Here is a 16,439-nt window from a genome sequence, read left to right on the forward strand (position 1 = left end):
CATGATAAAGCTAAGAAACGTATACAAATAATAAAAAGAAAAAAAGGTGATAAACATGAAAGAATCAAATCAACTACAAGAAAAAGCATTACAACTTTTACAAGAGCGCGGTGTAACAATCGATGACATTGCTGAACTCGTTCATTTTCTTCAAAAAAAGTACCATCCTAATTTAGAGATGGAAGAATGTCGTTACAATGTAGAACGTGTATTATCAAAACGTGAAGTTCAAAATGCCCTTATTACAGGAATTGAATTAGATATCCTTGCTGAAAAAGGTCTATTAAGTGAACCGTTGCAAGATATTGTAAAGCGCGATGAAGGATTATACGGAATTGATGAGGTGATCGCACTTTCTATCGTGAACGTCTATGGCTCTATTGGCTTCACAAATTTTGGATATATCGATAAATTAAAACCAGGTATTTTAGAATACTTAAATGATAAATCAACTGGAAAAGTTAATACATTTCTTGATGATATCGTTGGAGGTATTGCTGCGGCTGCTTCTAGTCGTTTGGCACACCGAGCTGAGCATGCTGAGTAAAGGGAAAGAACCTCTCTTCTAGTTCAAAACAGAAGGAGGTTCCTTTTTAAATTTACATATATTACAAGTTGTTATATACTCCTTGTAAAAAGGGGTGGGGTGAAATGACTCGTAAACAAGCCTTTTCTTTATTTTCCCTACCGCTTGCATTCATTAGTAGCACTTATTTTTATGGACATGCATCTCACTCCATCATTAGAAGCGACTCTAATTATATGTAGCTTTTTATCCATTATTTTAACATTCATTGGTGAAAAAGGATTTGTTCGTACAGTAGCTAGAGTATGGTCTATCGCAATACTATCTTACATTATTTTCTTCGGTTATATTATCCGGCTGATTTGGAATGGACCATAAGCAGGAGCTTCTTTTCTCTACTCATCAATACAGCTTGCTGTTTAAATTCAGTATTTTTATATAATAGCCCTTTAACACTTAACTGTATTCCAGCCTGAAAAAAATTTTTTCCTCGTAAAACCGAAAATAATCCATGACATTGCATACATTTCCTATCACCAGCCTCATTCTTATATCATTACATTTTACTTTTATTTTTAGATACATGTATCATATATGTAATTGTGCATAAAAAACAGGCAACCATTTAGTTACCTGTCTCTCATTACATTTTCTCAATCCACTCCGTCAAGTTATGCACAACATGCGTTGGTTGCACTTCATAATCTTTTAATTTTTCCACAGTTGTGACTCCAGTGTGGACAAGAAGCGTATCCATATCAGCATTTATCCCTGCTAATATGTCGGTATCGTAGTTATCCCCAACCATGATTGCCTCTTCTTTCGTCACATCAAGTACTTTCAAGGCTTGTTCCATAATAATGGATTCTGGTTTCCCAATAAAGATTGGATCTACACCTGTGGATACTGCTACAACAGATGTTAGTGAACCGTTCCCGGGTAGTAACCCTCGCTCAGTCGGAATAGCAATGTCTCCGTTTGTAGAAATAAACGTTGCGCCATTACGCACAGCAAGACAAGCTTTTGCTAATTTTTCATATGTGATGTCGCGGTCTAAACCAACAACGACGAAATCAGGATTTTCATCCACAAGTTCAAATCCTTTTTCCACAAGAGCATCGTGTAAACCTTCTTCACCAATCATGTATACAGTTGCATCTTGTTTCCGTTCATAAATGAAGTTCGCTGTTGCCATACTCGTTGTAAATACTTGTTCTGGTTCAGCTGGAATATCGAAACGAACCAGTTTTTCAGCAACTTGTGCCGGTTTTCGCGTTGAATTATTCGTTACAAATAAATATGGAATGCCATGCTCTTGTAATACTTTTACAAAATCACTTGCTTCTTCAATTTGTTCTTCACCGCGATACATCGTACCATCTAAGTCAATTAAATAGCCTTTGTACATCTATTCTGTCTCTCCTTTTATAATAGCGTCCATACCTTTCCTATATTACCCTCTTTTCTAAAAGAAAAAAACGCTTTACCCTAAAGCGTCTCATAACATTTATTTTTTCTCTTGAATTTGATAGGAGCAATTGCAGTCCCCATCACACATATTGGTTAATATCCTTACATCCGCTTCAGAAAACAATTGTTTGTACATATCTTTTTCATCTTCACATAACTGCGGAAATTTTTCTGCAATGGCCATTAATGGACAATTTTGTTTTTTCAAGATAAACGATTGTTCATCTTCTTGTTCCACTTGTACCATATAACCATTTTTCTCTTGAATTGCAGCTACCTCTTGCAATTTATATGCCAAATTCCCTTTTCCATTCACTCGTTTTTGAAGATGCTCTTTCATTCTGTTTGTTCGTGCTTTCAATATTTGCCGAAGTAGCTCTTCATTACCACTGCTCGCTAAATCTTTCAGCATATCGATTGCAAATTGCTTATATTCTTTCGGAAATGTATCTTCTCCTTTTTGACTAAGACCGTATAAATATGTCGGTCGTCCAACATGTTGTCTTACCATTTTGGAATCAATCAGTTGCTCTTTCTCGAGTTTACTTAAATGGCGACGTACTGCCATTTCCGTAATGTCCAATGATTTTGCTAACTCCGCAACAGTGTGCTCCCCATTGATTTTTAAAAGCTGTACAATTTCTTCTTTTGTTGTACGCGTTTCCCCCATTTCTTTTTCTCACCCTTCTCCCTTTTTCTCACTATTATCTACTCATTTATTCTGCAACAAATGCAGATACAGGTCCTAATTCCTTTTCTAAATAACGACGAATATTCGCAGGATATGTTTGTACGAATGGAATCTGTCTTTGAATTGTTTCGTATATTTTTTCATGATTCATTTCAATATAATCTTGCATAAGCATTTTTCGAAGAAGAATCACTTCTTTCAGTCCTTCTCCTTCCGCTCCGCTGATTACTTTTTCATCCATTAAAATATCAATAATATCTTCATAACTTCCTGGATCCCGCATAATAAATCCATCAATCATTGCATTACCAACATCTAATATACAGTCAATGATAAGATGGGACATGCGTTCTAACGCATAATATTCAAAATTTGTTTCATATATTTTTTTCTCTTGAAATGTATCTACAACTTGTTCTAGACACGTTAACATTTTCTCAATCTTTTTTCTATCTACAAAGTACATAAAAGGTCACCTACCTGGAAATTAAAGCATTTACATTTCAATTGTAACCTTTTCTTTTGAAAAAATCGACAATTTTTCGAATTCACCTTTTCCCTGTAATTTGTTATAGTTATAACTGTATGATTTTTGAAATTGGAGGAATGTCACCTTGGAACGTGAACTCGCATTAGAAATTGTCCGTGTAACAGAAGCCGCGGCATTAGCATCCGCACAATGGATGGGGCGCGGAAAAAAAAATGAAGCAGATGATGCAGCAACTACTGCTATGCGCAATATGTTTGATTCAGTAAATATGGCAGGTACTGTTGTAATTGGTGAAGGAGAGCTTGATGAAGCACCAATGTTATATATTGGTGAACAATTAGGGACAGGAAACGGTCCAGAAGTAGATATTGCCGTTGACCCATTAGAAGGTACAAATATCGTTGCAAAAGGCCTTGCAAATGCAATGGCAGTTATCGCAATTGCAGATAAAGGAAATCTTCTTCATGCTCCAGATATGTACATGGAAAAGATTGCGGTTGGTCCAAACGCAGCTGGTAAAATTAGCTTAGATGATCCAATTGAAAAAACAATTGAAATTGTAGCAGAAGCAAATAATAAAAAGATTCGTGACCTAACGGTTATCGTCCAAGAACGTGAACGTCATCAAGATATTATTGATCGTGTGCGTGCAAAAGGAGCACGTGTAAAATTATTTGGTGATGGTGACGTTGGTGCCTCTATCGCTACCGCTTTGCCAGGAACAGGAATCGACTTATTTGTCGGTATTGGAGGTGCTCCAGAAGGTGTTATCTCTGCAGCAGCATTAAAGTGTCTTGGCGGAGAAATGCAAGCGCGCTTAGTTCCAATGAATGAGGAAGAAGAGGCGCGTTGCCGTAAAATGGGACTAGAAGACCCTCGTCAACTTCTTATGTTAGAAGACTTAGTATCTGGCGAAGATGCAATCTTCTCAGCAACAGGGGTATCTGCTGGCGAGTTATTAGATGGTGTGAAATTCCTCGGCGGTGATTTAGCAGAAACATATTCTATCGTTATGCGTTATAAAACAAGAACGGTACGCTTTATTAAAACACATCACCATTTAGACCATAAGCCCCATTTAAACTTAGATATTTAAAAAGGAGCGTGCATGCAAGGTATGGAAGAACGTTTCTTTCTGTACGACGATACAGTCGCTACAAAAACTCGTTTCGTTAGCTTTATGGGAGAAAATGAACGCCATGATTTAGCGCTTTTATACTCCGATCGTCATTATGGCAAAACAATTGTCCTTGATATGCAGCGTAATAAATTCGCTATCATTGGAACCGACGATTTAAACGAACCAGGCTACTTAGAGCATGCTTTTTCTGTCTCTGAAGAAATTGCCGAAGAACTGCGCTCATTCTTATTTGAATTGATTTAATTTGAATAAAGAACCCCTCTTACTATATGTGTAAGAGGGGTTCTTTTATTTCTTTACTTTTCGTAATACAAAGTATGCACAACCAAAGTTACAATATTCGTATAGATACTCCGATACTGTGCTAATTTTCGTATCATATGTCGCACGTTGGTTACTATCATCAAAAAAGCCGCGCAATCTCAGTTGATCGTACCCCCAGTCACCAACGATATAATCATATTTATTTAAAATTTCTGCATAGCGCTCTTTAAATGCTTCTTCACGAAAACCGTCACGATAGTCTTGAATTACTTCGTATTGAACATTATTAATGCTCACCGTAGCATGAATCTCTTGCTTTTGCTCCATCATTAACTCCCTTTCTAAGCATTCTTCTTTTTATCGTATCACAAAGGCTTACAACCAACAATTTCAAATACAAAAAATTGAAAAGTAGTAAATGCTATAAAGAAGGAGGTGATACATCATGAAAAGACAAATGTTTCTTTCGTTTCTCACCCTTTCTTTATTTGCAGGATGCCAAGTAGCAAATAAAGCTGAAATGGAACGTGAGGAGGGAAGCCGTATTCTTGTTTCCGATAAAAATGACATGTATCATTCAGAAAATACAAATACAAAACTTACAAGAGTTGGCTATTCTTCTAAACAAAAGCATGAAGTATCCAACAATCAGGTAGGTAGTATAAATCGGGAGAAAGTCGCTGAAATGATTACAAGTATGGCTGTGAAACTTCCCGACGTAACAAATGCTGCTACACTTGTAACTGACGATGAAGTATTCGTTGTATATCGTGCAAACACAACTAATCATAAGCTTGTGACAGATCAAGTATACCGAACAGCTTTGTCCGTCGTTCCTCGCTATTATAAAGCATATGTCTCAACAGACCAAAAGTTGATTTCTCAAATTCAAGGACTTCAATCTGGTCAATTAAACGATACTGAATATGAACAAAGTATTACTATGTTAAAGCGTGAAATGAGCAAAAATCCACATTTAAACAATACACAAAATGAGACATTAAATGATATGATTAAAAAATAAAAATAGAGGATGCCTATCTTTAGGCATCCTCTATTTTTATTTTTTCGGATGACGATTTGCATATATTGCCATAGCATCGCACATAAACTGAGCCAACCCTTTTCCAAATTGATCAATGTTTTTCGTAAAACGTTCATCATCTACATACATTTTCCCTAAACCTTTAAACGCCTCTAATGAATAATGGCCAAAGCTTTGTAAATAATCATACCACTCTTGAATTGCTTCTTGTGCTTCTTTTGAATCGGGTGCATGATGCCGAAGAGTAGCAAGCTTTCGGTATATATGATTCAACTCTTCCTGCTTTTCTTTAGACATACTAGCAGCCGCTTTATTCGCCTTATCAACCGCTTCATCTCCCCATCGTTCTCGTGCTTCTTGTTCATATGGGTTATGACTGAAATCAAATCCTTCAAATTTCTCTTTATTCGTCATTTGAATCTCTCCTTTTTCATGCTTTATTGTTTTCTCAATCGTCGCAATCATCTTATCTAACCGCTTACGTTTTTCAAGCAGCATTTTCCGATGCAACTGAAGCGCTTCCTCTCGGTCAAATGACGGACTCATGATAATTTCCTTAATCTTCTTTAAAGGGAAGCCAAGCTCTTTAAAAAATAAAATTTGCTGGAGTGTTTCTAAGTTTTTGTTGGAATATAGGCGATATCCTGATTCTGTTACCTCATCTGGAATTAATAGTCCAATTTCATCATAATGATGAAGTGTGCGCACACTAATACCTACTAAATCAGCTACTTCTTTTACTCTCATTGTCATTGATCTTGCCTCCCTTAGCTTCTACAATAAAGTATCACGCAACGTGAGAGTCAACCAAAAATTCATCTTTTTTATGTTAAAAATGGAGACTACTCCACATTCCAGAAAAATTCAGGCATAATATAAGTGTATATATATTAGAAAGCGGTGAAATTTATGGTTTCAAATACTGTCATTACCAGCATCATTATTCAACTTGTTCTTTCGATTTTCGTGCCTATTATTGTTTTTATCTATTTGCGAAAAAAATATCGTATAAACTGGAAAGTAGTTGGGGTAGGTATTCTCGTCTTTATCGGATTCGCTCAAATTCTTGAAACACCTCTTCATGTATTCATGCTAGGAAATCCGACAACCTCTAAAATATTAGAAAATCCATTTCTATATGCACTCTATGGTGGATTTGCCGCTGGTATCTTTGAGGAAGTAGGACGCTTTATCGCCTTCTTTTTCCTATTAAAGAAATACCAAGAATATAAAGACGGCTTTGCCTACGGAATCGGTCATGGAGGGATTGAATCCATCTTAATTGGAGGACTTGCTGGGCTTCAAGCTCTTATTTTTGCTACTTCTATTAATAATGGTAGCTTTGCACAACTCATTGAAAAAACACCTCAACTGAGTCAAGTACAGGATGCCTTACTTTCTGCTCCTTCGTATCTATATTTACTCGGCGGGGTAGAAAGAATGATGGCACTCGTTCTACAAATTTCCTTTACAATGCTTGTGTTGTATGGTGTAAAACAGAAAAAATATATTTTCATCATATATGCTGTACTGTTTCATGCACTCGTTGATTTCTTTGCAGCTCTTTATCAAAAACAAGTGCTGAATATATTTGTTACAGAAAGTATCTTCTTTATTTTTACTATTTTTGCATTCATTCTAATTCGAAACATGAGAGAAAAACTAACAACGGAACCTTCCAAAAGCTAAGCGAAAATGCTTAGCTTTTTTTGAATAGAGGAATTTTTCTTCCGTTTGTCGAAGTTATGTAGGGTCAACTTGAAAAGTGAGGGATGAAATTTGAAGAAGTTAATTGTAATCCGGCACTGCTCTGCAACAGGACAAAGTCGTGATGCAATGCTCACAATTGAAGGCGAAAAGCAAGCATCTGCCCTTGCTGAATTTCTTATGACAAGTCGCTTACAAATCGATTCCATTATTTCGAGCCCTTTTAAAAGAGCAATTCAGTCCATTACACCATTTGCATCACTAGTGAACCTACAAATGAGCAAGATGAACGCTTAGCCAAACGTATACTGAGTAATAGGCCCATGAAAGATTGGCTACAGAAATTAGAATATACTTTTACAAATATAGATATCGCCTTCTCAGGCGGAGAGTCAACAAAACAAGCGATGGAACGTGTAGCTTCATTAATCAAGCATGTTTTAGAAAAAGAGCATCAAGTAACGTTACTTGTTACACATGGAAATCTGCTAACGCTGATTCTAAAGTACTTTAATCAGATTGGCTTTCAAGAATGGAAAAACGTAAGTAACCCTGATGTTTATGAAATTACAATTTCTGAACAACCGATAATCCACAGACTGTGGAAACAATAGTATATAACATCATACTCACAAAGAACATCCCTTTCAAATTCATTCAGTTGACATCACGAGAAGATGCCTAAACATGCTCATTATTGTTTTACAACATGCATGAAAAATGAGATAAATCTGTAACAAACTTAGGAAGGGGTATCACAAAGTATGTATGAAGAAGTAATATCTTTACTACATAAAACAAACGCTTCTTACGAAAAATTTGAACATGAGCCAGTTCTTGATTATGAAACAGATCGAGTTGTTCGCGAACGCCTTGGTTTACAAGGTGTTCCAAGTAAAAGCTTATTTTTAAAATCAAAATCTAATTCTTATTATGTATTCTTCACAATAGAAGGAACTCGTCTGGATCAAAGCAAAATAAAAGCAATAACTGGACAACATCTCTCTCTTTGTTCACCAGATGAACTAAGAGAACAAACTGGATGTATTCCTGGATGCGTGGCTCCTTTTGGCTATTCGGCGGATGTAACAATTATTGTGGATAGCTCTGTCTATAACTATGATAAAATTTTAATATCACCAGGTGTTCCAGACTTTACAATCGAATTATCCACAGAAGAATTAAAGAAAATTTTATCCACATGTCAAAATCCCGTTTTGGAATACAAAAAAGAGAGCTAGTCATTTGCTCTCTTTTTTGTATTATTTTGCTTCTACTGTATTCTCTTTTGCAGAACGAACTTGCTCATCTGCATGGTAAGAAGAGCGCACAAGTGGACCCGCTTCACAGTGACTGAATCCTTTGCTAAGCGCAATTTCTTTCAGCTCTGCAAATTCAGCAGGTGTGTAATATCGAATAACTGGTAAGTGTTTCTTAGATGGTTGTAGATATTGTCCAAGCGTTAAAATATCCACATTGTTCGCACGTAAATCGTCCATTGCTTCAAGTAAATCTTCTCTTGTTTCTCCTAATCCCACCATAATGCTAGATTTAGTTGGAATATCAGGTTGCATTTCTTTTGCACGACGTAAAAATTCTAAGGAACGATCATATTTTGCTCTTGCGCGAACTCGGTCAGATAATCGACGTACCGTTTCAATGTTATGGTTTAAAATATCTGGTTTTGCATCCATTAATATTCTTAAATTCTCTTCTACCCCACCCATATCAGATGGTAACACTTCAATAGATGTAAATGGATTTTTGCGGCGAACTGCGCGCACTGTTTCAGCAAAAACCGCAGCTCCTCCGTCCTTTAAATCATCGCGTGCAACCGCTGTTATAACAACGTGTTTTAATCCCATTTGTACAACAGAATCCGCTACGCGTTCTGGCTCTTGTAAATCAAGCTCTGTTGGTAAGCCTGTTTTAACCGCACAGAAGCGGCAAGCACGTGTACAAATTGCACCTAAAATCATAAATGTTGCTGTTTTTCTTACTGCCCAACATTCATGAATGTTCGGACATTTTGCTTCTTCACAAACTGTATGAAGCTGCTTAGAACGCATCATTTTCTTTAAGCCTGTATAGTTTTCATTTGTATTTAACTTAATTTTCAACCATTCGGGCTTGCGCTTATATTCTGTTTGTTTTGTCATGTTATCAACTCCGCACAATATGAAATAGTTTACCGTGTTCGCTTCTTTCAATGTAACATATCTATTTTAACGTATGAAAGCGATTTGCTCAAATGAAGATTGTAAGATTTTTTACCAATGATTTACTATAATGAAATATTCCGTATATCTAACACTAAGGAGAGTGATGTTGTGAAAGGAGTTTATTTCATGCTTCGAAAAATTTCTCTCTTACTTTCGATTTTCTTTCTTCTTCAGCAAGGCATTGCTTATGGTGAAGAGAAACAAAGCATATATGATAAACGGATGGAACTCTACAAAGAGACTGAGAAATCTTTGGATGTTCCTTGGTACTATCTAGCTGCCATCGATCAATATGAACGTAATATACGAAGTGTTAGGCGTGATATTCCGAAAAAACCTGATGCGATTATTTCCATTTATTTCAAACCAGAAATATGGTCGGGGCCTGCTAATCCTGATCCTCATGATACTCTACCTTATACTATTTCTTTATTTGCTGGAATCGGTTTAGATGGCAATCAAGATGGACGAGCAGATGCAAATAATGACCGTGATTTGTTGCACACAATGGCAACAATTATAAAAAAACAAGGAACTTCCGAAGACCGTATAAAAATTATGCTTTGGGAATATTATAGACGTGCCAAGACCGTGGAGTTAATTACCGAATATGCTCGAATTTATAAACATTATGGACGCATAAATTTAGAAGGAAATGCCTTCCCACTTCCAATTCACAGCGATCATAGCTACCGCAGTACTTTTGGTGCGGGACGAAGTTTTGGCGGAAGACGGATTCATGAAGGAACTGATATTTTTGCAAGACATGGTGTCCCAGTGCGGTCTACTTGTTACGGCATCATTGAAACAAAAGGATGGAATCGCCTTGGTGGATGGCGCATTGGAATACGAGACCTGTATAATAACTATCATTATTACGCCCATTTAGGTGGATTTTCAAAAGAAATACAGCTTGGTCAAATTGTAGAACCTGGCACAGTTCTTGGCTTCGTTGGAAATACAGGATATGGGCCACCCGGTACAACTGGTAAATTTCCTCCTCATTTACACTTTGGTCTATATAAAGATAATGGTTACACGGAATGGGCTTTTGATCCATACATGCACTTAAGCTTATGGGAACGAAAAGAACGCGCTAGCTTAAAGAAATAACCGTGGCGGATTGCCACGGTTATTTCTATCCCACAGATGATTGAATCAAAATGATATTCATCCATTAATCGTCCGTTTTCTTTTTATCAGGTATTACAATCCCGCCATTTCCATAATACGCTGGTACTTCTCCTTGAACAATTCGCGTTGCAATAGGAATATCTTGCTTCACTGTAATATCTTTCGTTCGAAATGGGATAATAACTTGTAACGTTACCTCTACCTCCATCATAATTTTAATAGCTGTATTATTAATTCCTTGCGGTTCAATTTTTTGCTTAATATCTGTGCTAACATGCCCAATCGTTGTAAAGTCAATTGGAATATCTGGTCCTATATTTCCAAGAAGTGCATTATCTGTTATGCGTCCGAGCGGAACGGACATCGACACCCCGCTTTCTTCTGGAAGGCCGAGCGCTTTCATATTCCCATTTTCCACCTGATGTAAATACTTTTCTATGTATGTCGTTGTGGATGTTAAAATCTCGTTTACTTGTTTCGTATTTAAATCAATTGTGGATACTTTTCCATTCTTATCATTTTGCACCTTCATTAATGAATCCACATCAAAGCCTTCCTTTATACGATCTTTTACCGCCTTTGTCATTACTACTGTTGCCATTTTATGCGTTTGTGTTTCTCCATATTTTATAAGTGTTGGCTGTATACTTTTATTCACAATCCACAATCCTTGTAATGTCAACAATAAAAAAATAATAAATGAGATGAGTAGGACATGGCGAAAGGGAAGCGGGCCACGTCTAAACCGCGAAGTCTTCGGACGAAATGTGCGCATAAGAAACCCTCCTTCTTATATCATTTCTATGCAAGAAAGAGGGACGATATATACTTATATCATTTTTAATAGTGCATCTTTTCCAATTGTTCCTGCTGTAATGCCTAATTTCTCTGCCTCAGTTGTTACCGATTCCAGTGGGGCTTCAAGCAGTTGTTCAATTGTTCTAACACCAACTGCACGACCAGCAACAACCCCGCGATCTTTTAATTTCTCATTTAATAAACCGACATCTAATGCTCCGCACATAATATATCCTTTATCACTCATAATAGCTAGCAAATTTGTCTTTGGAAGCTTTACACTAACTCCTATAAACGTATAGTGATCAATAATAATAGGCTCTATACTCACCATTATTCACCCACTCCTCTCTTTCTTATCTGTATGAGGAGAGAGAAATGAGTGTTACAGGTTAACTAGCCTATAGTTTGATTAAACGATGTAGAAGTTGTCAACATATTAGTTAACACATCTCTAAGCAATTCTGGCATGTAGTACTGTTTATGAGAAAGTGTGGATAGTTCTGGGTATAAGTAACCAAATGTGTACATATCAATTGTCCCTACTGTATAGATACGATCTAATTCGATTGATTCACCGTTAATTAGTATATCCTCAATCAAAATTTTATTCCCAGGAACCGTATCAAATATCACCTCTAGTCCATCATAAACCATCTTACCCATCACTTTACCGCGAAAACCAAATCCTTTTACTTCAAGCTGTTCCATATTCGGACGACGCGCTTTTAAAATAACTTCCTTTAATGTTTTCCCTGGCACTTGTAATGCACATGGATTAATCGGATGTGGACAAATTCGGTGAATATCTCCGCGTGTTACAATTCCTGCTTCTAGTCCTTCCAATAGTACTCCTGCATTTACCATTCCAATTTCTGCCCCGCACCATTTTCGTAACGCATTTGCTAACATATGAGAAAATGCTGTTTCTTTAAACCAGTCTATTGGCAGCGCTTCTTTTAATTGGACAACAGGCTCTTCCATAATATGTGTACATTCTGCCTGCAACAGCTCGATTGTGGATAACGGTTTACTATACGCGCTTAAACGCTCTGTTTTAATCGCTCTACCGTCTTTTTTCAATAATCGTTTTGTTTGCTTATCTACAATAAGTTCCACATGCCCAACATAATGTCCCCACTTCTCACAACAACAAAGCAATGTTCCATTTACGAGCATGCCACGCTCAAATAAGTGATGTGTATGCGCTCCTAAAATAACATCTATATCATAATTCTTTGCCATATATTCATCAGCATGTTTCCCAAGATGTGAAAGGACAACCGTAATATGTGCTTGATCTTTCACTTCATCTAAGATGGCCTCTAAATGTATCATCGGCTCTTCAATATACCATCCTAACCTGTTATAAAACTCTGGATAGGCTACCGTTAAACCGATAAAAGCAATAGTAATGCCATCTGTCGTCGTATGAAGTTTATACGGCTCTGCCCAATTAGGACGTACACCCTCTTTTTCAAATAAATTCGCTACAAGCACTTCAAATTCAGCATCATCGTATAAATCGTCTAAATGCTCCTTCGCTAGTGTAATTCCTTCATTATTTCCAATCGTGACATAATCATATAGCGCTTCATTTAATAACTGCGTATTCCCGCGCCCATTTGTCGCTTCTGTAATACTATGAAAACGATCCACATGATCGCCAATATCTAACGTAAAAACAGACTCTCCTGCTTCTTGTCTTCGCTTTTTCTCTTCTAATACAAACCGAGAAATTTGCGGCCAATTTTCAAAATGGCTATGTATATCGTTTGTATGATAAAGGTGGATACTTGTTTCTTTCTTTCTATTCAGAGAAAAAACCTCCTCTCAAATCCTTATTGCCTTTTACGCTATGCACGTACAATAATCCTGTAAATACTTTTCGCCCTTTCTTGCTATTTTACATTGTACTCTCATTAAAGGAAAAAGCAAAAAATTCCCCTTTTCATATAAAATTTATTTTCAAACCGAAATGATTATAAATGACTCCGCACCGAAAAATCAGAAAAAGCGTTGCGTTTTTAATAAAAAAAATTTACGGGACAGCCCTGGTTATTTTTTCGTTATTTTCCATATAGGCCCCTCAATCTGCAAATCGTTTTCGTACTCCTATTACAACGAAAAGAGCGTATGAAGAGTTAGAAAAAGCAGGCTTTATTTATTCAATTGTGGGGAAAGGAGCTTTTGTTACTGAACAAAATTTAGACGTAGTACGTGAGAAAAAATGAAAAGTGATTGAAGAACAATTATTAGCTGTTGTTGCGAATAGTAAAGAAATTGGTGTACCTTTAGCCGAGCTTCATGAATGATTAACTATTTTATATGAGGAGTAAAAAAGATGGAAAATATAGTAGAACTACGGGATGTTCATAAAACTTTTCAATCAAACAATTAAATTTACAAATCAAAAAGGGGGGTGTAACAGGTTTCATCGGTTCAAATGGTGCAGGAAAATCAACAGTCATTAAAATGATGATGAACTTATTAAAGCCAGATGCAGGTGAAGTGAAAGTATATGTTTTTAATAGTTTTATGTTCATTTTTAGCATTATCTTCCTTTGGTCCAAATGCTGTACAACTTCTTGCAATCAAGTTTAGCACCATTACCGATACAATTTTCAGCTTTCCTGCACCTGCTTTGTATAGCATATAGCTATAGCGATCAGCGCATTTGCTTATATTGTTTCATAGAGCGTATCGTTATTTATTTATCAACGTAAAGTGTTTTAATTCAAAATTTCCCGCATTATATAACGAAGTAAAAATTGAATATATGAGTAAATTTATAAAAAGGTTCTCTACATAGGGAGAACCTTTTTTCTTATCGCTTATTCGGTTTAATAAAACGCATAAAAATTTCCATATACAGGACTGCTAGACTGATTTGTAACCTTCATGACATAGATTCCACGCGAAATATTATAAAAATATAGCTTTCCTTGTTCTTTCGTATACGTACCCGTTAATGTTTTTGCATGAGATGTTCCGAGCGGACTAAGTGGAACTAATTCATATGTCACTTTAGCCTCACTTCCATCCACAGTATATTGCATTGCTCCAATAGTTACATCATTTACTGGATGGTCGAACAAAAATAAATCGTTCATCCCAGGCATCCATTGATACGATTTTCCCTGTTCAAGAGAAAAACTAAAATTCTCTGATGTTTCTTTTGCGAACGTCGTATTCCCTCCCATGAACATAAAAACAAATAGAAAACTCATAATAACTCCTAAAACTTTTTTCATAGCTACTCATTTCCCCTTTCTTCTTGTTTTATTGATAGTTACCTACAATACATTCTATCTTTCGCTCTAAATCGCCTTCTTCTTTTTACATTTGTTAACAATTTATACAAATAATAACTTTTTATAAAATGTAGTAAAAATTCAGATATTAACACTTTGAATAGAAATATCCTTATAAGAGACGAAAAAACTCGAAATCCCAACCCGAGTTTCCATGCTGAAATCGCCAATATTTTCTTACTGCACATAAAAAAGCACCCTGCCAAGCAGGGCGCTTCTATTTTTAAATTAACCGATAGAACCTTCCATTTCAAATTTGATAAGACGGTTCATTTCTACTGCGTATTCCATTGGAAGTTCGCGAGTGAATGGCTCGATGAAGCCCATTACAATCATTTCTGTTGCTTCTTGCTCAGAAATACCGCGGCTCATTAGATAGAATAATTGTTCTTCTGATACTTTTGATACTTTCGCTTCGTGCTCAAGTGAAACGTAATCGTTTTTGATTTCGTTATAAGGAATTGTATCAGATGTAGATTGGTTATCCATAATTAATGTATCACACTCGATGTTAGAGCGAGAGTTTTTCGCTTTTGGTCCGAAATGTACGATACCACGGTATGTTACTTTACCACCATGTTTTGCAATCGATTTAGATACGATTGTTGAAGATGTATTTGGTGCTAAGTGAATCATTTTCGCACCAGCATCTTGATGTTGGCCTTTACCAGCAATCGCGATAGATAATGTTAAACCGCGTGCACCTTCACCTTTTAAAATAACAGCTGGGTATTTCATCGTTAATTTAGAACCGATGTTACCGTCAATCCATTCCATCGTTGCGTTTTCTTCACAAACCGCACGTTTTGTAACGAGATTGTATACGTTATTTGCCCAGTTTTGGATTGTTGTATAACGGCAATATGCATCTTTCTTAATGATGATTTCTACTACCGCACTGTGAAGTGAGTTAGTAGTGTAAACAGGAGCTGTACATCCTTCAACGTAGTGTACGTGCGCACCTTCATCTACGATAATAAGCGTACGCTCGAATTGTCCCATATTTTCAGAGTTAATACGGAAATACGCTTGAAGTGGTGTATCTACTTTTACACCTTTTGGAACGTAGATAAATGATCCACCAGACCAAACTGCAGAGTTTAATGCTGCAAACTTGTTGTCAGTTGGCGGGATTACTTTTCCGAAATGCTCACGGAAAATATCTTCGTTTTCTTTTAATGCGCTATCTGTATCTTTGAAGACAATTCCTAGCGCTTCTAGGTCTTCTTTCATGTTGTGATATACAACTTCAGATTCATACTGCGCTGATACACCCGCTAAATATTTTTGCTCAGCTTCTGGAATACCTAATTTATCAAATGTTGCTTTAATTTCATCAGGTACTTCATCCCAAGACTTCTCAGATTTCTCAGATGGTTTTACGTAGTACGTAATTTCATCGAAATCTAAATCGTTTAAATCGCCGCCCCATTGTGGCATTGGCATTTCATAGAACTTATCCAGTGCTTTCAAGCGGAAGTCTAACATCCACTTTGGTTCTTCTTTCATATGTGAAATCTCTTCTACGATTTCTTTTGTTAAACCGCGACCTGCACGGAAAATCGAAACGTCTTTATCCTTGAAACCATATTTGTAATCGCCGATATCTGGCATTTGTTTCGCCATGTTGGTATGTC

Annotated in this window: 19 protein-coding genes and 3 pseudogenes; 11 read left to right on the forward strand and 11 right to left on the reverse strand. The window is 36.5% G+C overall.

Annotated features, from left to right (window positions below; translation table 11 throughout):
* Nucleotides 1–55: 55 nt before the first annotated feature.
* Nucleotides 56–547, forward strand: a complete 492-nt coding sequence (locus tag BCER98_RS17990; RefSeq protein ID WP_012096010.1) for a phosphatidylglycerophosphatase A family protein — start codon at nt 56–58, stop codon at nt 545–547.
* A 171-nt stretch (nt 548–718) separates the two neighbouring features.
* Complete coding sequence (locus BCER98_RS22295) at nt 719–904, forward strand: hypothetical protein (protein WP_142288791.1); 186 nt, start codon at nt 719–721, stop codon at nt 902–904.
* 265 nt (nt 905–1,169) lie between these two features.
* On the opposite strand, the gene BCER98_RS17995 is transcribed toward BCER98_RS22295, so the two are convergent.
* The 3 genes from BCER98_RS17995 to BCER98_RS18005 form a co-directional block, all read right to left on the reverse strand.
* Nucleotides 1,170–1,934 carry a TIGR01457 family HAD-type hydrolase gene (locus tag BCER98_RS17995; protein ID WP_012096011.1) on the reverse strand — a complete coding sequence of 255 codons (765 nt, stop codon included), beginning with the start codon at nt 1,932–1,934 and terminating at the stop codon, nt 1,170–1,172.
* 99 nt (nt 1,935–2,033) lie between these two features.
* A complete protein-coding gene (locus BCER98_RS18000) occupies nt 2,034–2,666 on the reverse strand; it encodes a helix-turn-helix transcriptional regulator (RefSeq protein ID WP_012096013.1) in 633 nt (210 codons plus the stop codon).
* Nucleotides 2,667–2,712: 46 nt separating this feature from the next.
* Nucleotides 2,713–3,153, reverse strand: coding sequence for a DUF86 domain-containing protein (locus BCER98_RS18005; protein WP_012096014.1), 441 nt, complete (start codon nt 3,151–3,153; stop codon nt 2,713–2,715).
* Nucleotides 3,154–3,301: 148 nt separating this feature from the next.
* Here BCER98_RS18005 and glpX point away from each other — a divergent pair, with 148 nt between their 5' ends.
* Nucleotides 3,302–4,273: a class II fructose-bisphosphatase gene (gene glpX / locus BCER98_RS18010; RefSeq protein WP_012096015.1), complete on the forward strand. Its 972-nt coding sequence runs from the start codon at nt 3,302–3,304 to the stop codon at nt 4,271–4,273.
* A 21-nt stretch (nt 4,274–4,294) separates the two neighbouring features.
* Nucleotides 4,295–4,561, forward strand: a complete 267-nt coding sequence (locus BCER98_RS18015) for a DUF3055 domain-containing protein (RefSeq protein ID WP_041810600.1) — start codon at nt 4,295–4,297, stop codon at nt 4,559–4,561.
* Between the two features lie 45 nt (nt 4,562–4,606).
* Here the strand turns inward: BCER98_RS18015 and BCER98_RS18020 are convergent, their stop codons facing one another.
* Nucleotides 4,607–4,909: a YutD family protein gene (locus BCER98_RS18020; protein WP_012096017.1), complete on the reverse strand. Its 303-nt coding sequence runs from the start codon at nt 4,907–4,909 to the stop codon at nt 4,607–4,609.
* Nucleotides 4,910–5,027: 118 nt separating this feature from the next.
* Between BCER98_RS18020 and BCER98_RS18025 the strand changes: the two genes are divergently transcribed.
* Nucleotides 5,028–5,606, forward strand: a complete 579-nt coding sequence (locus tag BCER98_RS18025) for a YhcN/YlaJ family sporulation lipoprotein (RefSeq protein WP_012096018.1) — start codon at nt 5,028–5,030, stop codon at nt 5,604–5,606.
* 36 nt (nt 5,607–5,642) lie between these two features.
* Here BCER98_RS18025 and BCER98_RS18030 read toward each other — a convergent pair whose 3' ends face one another.
* Nucleotides 5,643–6,380 (reverse strand): MerR family transcriptional regulator, encoded by a 738-nt coding sequence (locus BCER98_RS18030; RefSeq protein WP_012096019.1) that lies wholly within the window; start codon nt 6,378–6,380, stop codon nt 5,643–5,645.
* A gap of 156 nt (nt 6,381–6,536) precedes the next feature.
* On the opposite strand from BCER98_RS18030, the gene BCER98_RS18035 reads away from it, so the two are divergent.
* The 3 genes and pseudogenes from BCER98_RS18035 to BCER98_RS18045 all read left to right on the forward strand — a co-directional run bounded on the left by BCER98_RS18035 (nt 6,537) and on the right by BCER98_RS18045 (nt 8,575).
* A complete protein-coding gene (locus BCER98_RS18035; protein ID WP_012096020.1) occupies nt 6,537–7,316 on the forward strand; it encodes a YhfC family intramembrane metalloprotease in 780 nt (259 codons plus the stop codon).
* A gap of 90 nt (nt 7,317–7,406) precedes the next feature.
* Nucleotides 7,407–7,948 (forward strand): annotated as a pseudogene (locus tag BCER98_RS18040) (histidine phosphatase family protein).
* A gap of 150 nt (nt 7,949–8,098) precedes the next feature.
* On the forward strand, nt 8,099–8,575 hold the full coding sequence (locus BCER98_RS18045) for a YbaK/EbsC family protein (RefSeq protein WP_012096021.1): 477 nt from the start codon (nt 8,099–8,101) through the stop codon (nt 8,573–8,575).
* A gap of 21 nt (nt 8,576–8,596) precedes the next feature.
* Here BCER98_RS18045 and lipA read toward each other — a convergent pair whose 3' ends face one another.
* The gene (gene lipA, locus BCER98_RS18050) at nt 8,597–9,493 is read right to left on the reverse strand and encodes a lipoyl synthase (protein ID WP_012096022.1); all 897 of its coding nucleotides are present in this window, start codon (nt 9,491–9,493) and stop codon (nt 8,597–8,599) included.
* A gap of 189 nt (nt 9,494–9,682) precedes the next feature.
* Here lipA and BCER98_RS18055 point away from each other — a divergent pair, with 189 nt between their 5' ends.
* Nucleotides 9,683–10,669 carry a M23 family metallopeptidase gene (locus BCER98_RS18055; RefSeq protein ID WP_012096023.1) on the forward strand — a complete coding sequence of 329 codons (987 nt, stop codon included), beginning with the start codon at nt 9,683–9,685 and terminating at the stop codon, nt 10,667–10,669.
* Nucleotides 10,670–10,733: 64 nt separating this feature from the next.
* On the opposite strand, the gene yunB is transcribed toward BCER98_RS18055, so the two are convergent.
* The 3 genes from yunB to BCER98_RS18070 form a co-directional block, all read right to left on the reverse strand.
* A complete protein-coding gene (gene yunB / locus BCER98_RS18060) occupies nt 10,734–11,465 on the reverse strand; it encodes a sporulation protein YunB (protein ID WP_012096024.1) in 732 nt (243 codons plus the stop codon).
* Between the two features lie 54 nt (nt 11,466–11,519).
* A complete protein-coding gene (locus tag BCER98_RS18065) occupies nt 11,520–11,822 on the reverse strand; it encodes a YunC family protein (RefSeq protein ID WP_012096025.1) in 303 nt (100 codons plus the stop codon).
* A gap of 62 nt (nt 11,823–11,884) precedes the next feature.
* The gene (locus tag BCER98_RS18070) at nt 11,885–13,306 is read right to left on the reverse strand and encodes a bifunctional metallophosphatase/5'-nucleotidase (RefSeq protein WP_219339379.1); all 1,422 of its coding nucleotides are present in this window, start codon (nt 13,304–13,306) and stop codon (nt 11,885–11,887) included.
* A 299-nt stretch (nt 13,307–13,605) separates the two neighbouring features.
* Here BCER98_RS18070 and BCER98_RS23280 point away from each other — a divergent pair.
* Together BCER98_RS23280 and BCER98_RS21450 are read left to right on the forward strand one after the other, a co-directional pair.
* Nucleotides 13,606–13,803, forward strand: a pseudogene (locus BCER98_RS23280) (GntR family transcriptional regulator); the annotation flags it as partial.
* A 29-nt stretch (nt 13,804–13,832) separates the two neighbouring features.
* Nucleotides 13,833–14,011 (forward strand): annotated as a pseudogene (locus BCER98_RS21450) (ATP-binding cassette domain-containing protein); the annotation flags it as partial.
* Between the two features lie 320 nt (nt 14,012–14,331).
* Here BCER98_RS21450 and BCER98_RS18080 read toward each other — a convergent pair.
* The gene (locus BCER98_RS18080) at nt 14,332–14,742 is read right to left on the reverse strand and encodes a hypothetical protein (protein ID WP_012096026.1); all 411 of its coding nucleotides are present in this window, start codon (nt 14,740–14,742) and stop codon (nt 14,332–14,334) included.
* A 288-nt stretch (nt 14,743–15,030) separates the two neighbouring features.
* Nucleotides 15,031–16,428, reverse strand: a complete 1,398-nt coding sequence (gene sufB, locus BCER98_RS18085; protein WP_012096027.1) for a Fe-S cluster assembly protein SufB — start codon at nt 16,426–16,428, stop codon at nt 15,031–15,033.
* Nucleotides 16,429–16,439 lie beyond the last annotated feature (11 nt).

The sequence above is a fragment of the Bacillus cytotoxicus NVH 391-98 genome (genome assembly GCF_000017425.1).
Taxonomy (GTDB): Bacteria; Bacillota; Bacilli; order Bacillales; family Bacillaceae_G; genus Bacillus_A; species Bacillus_A cytotoxicus.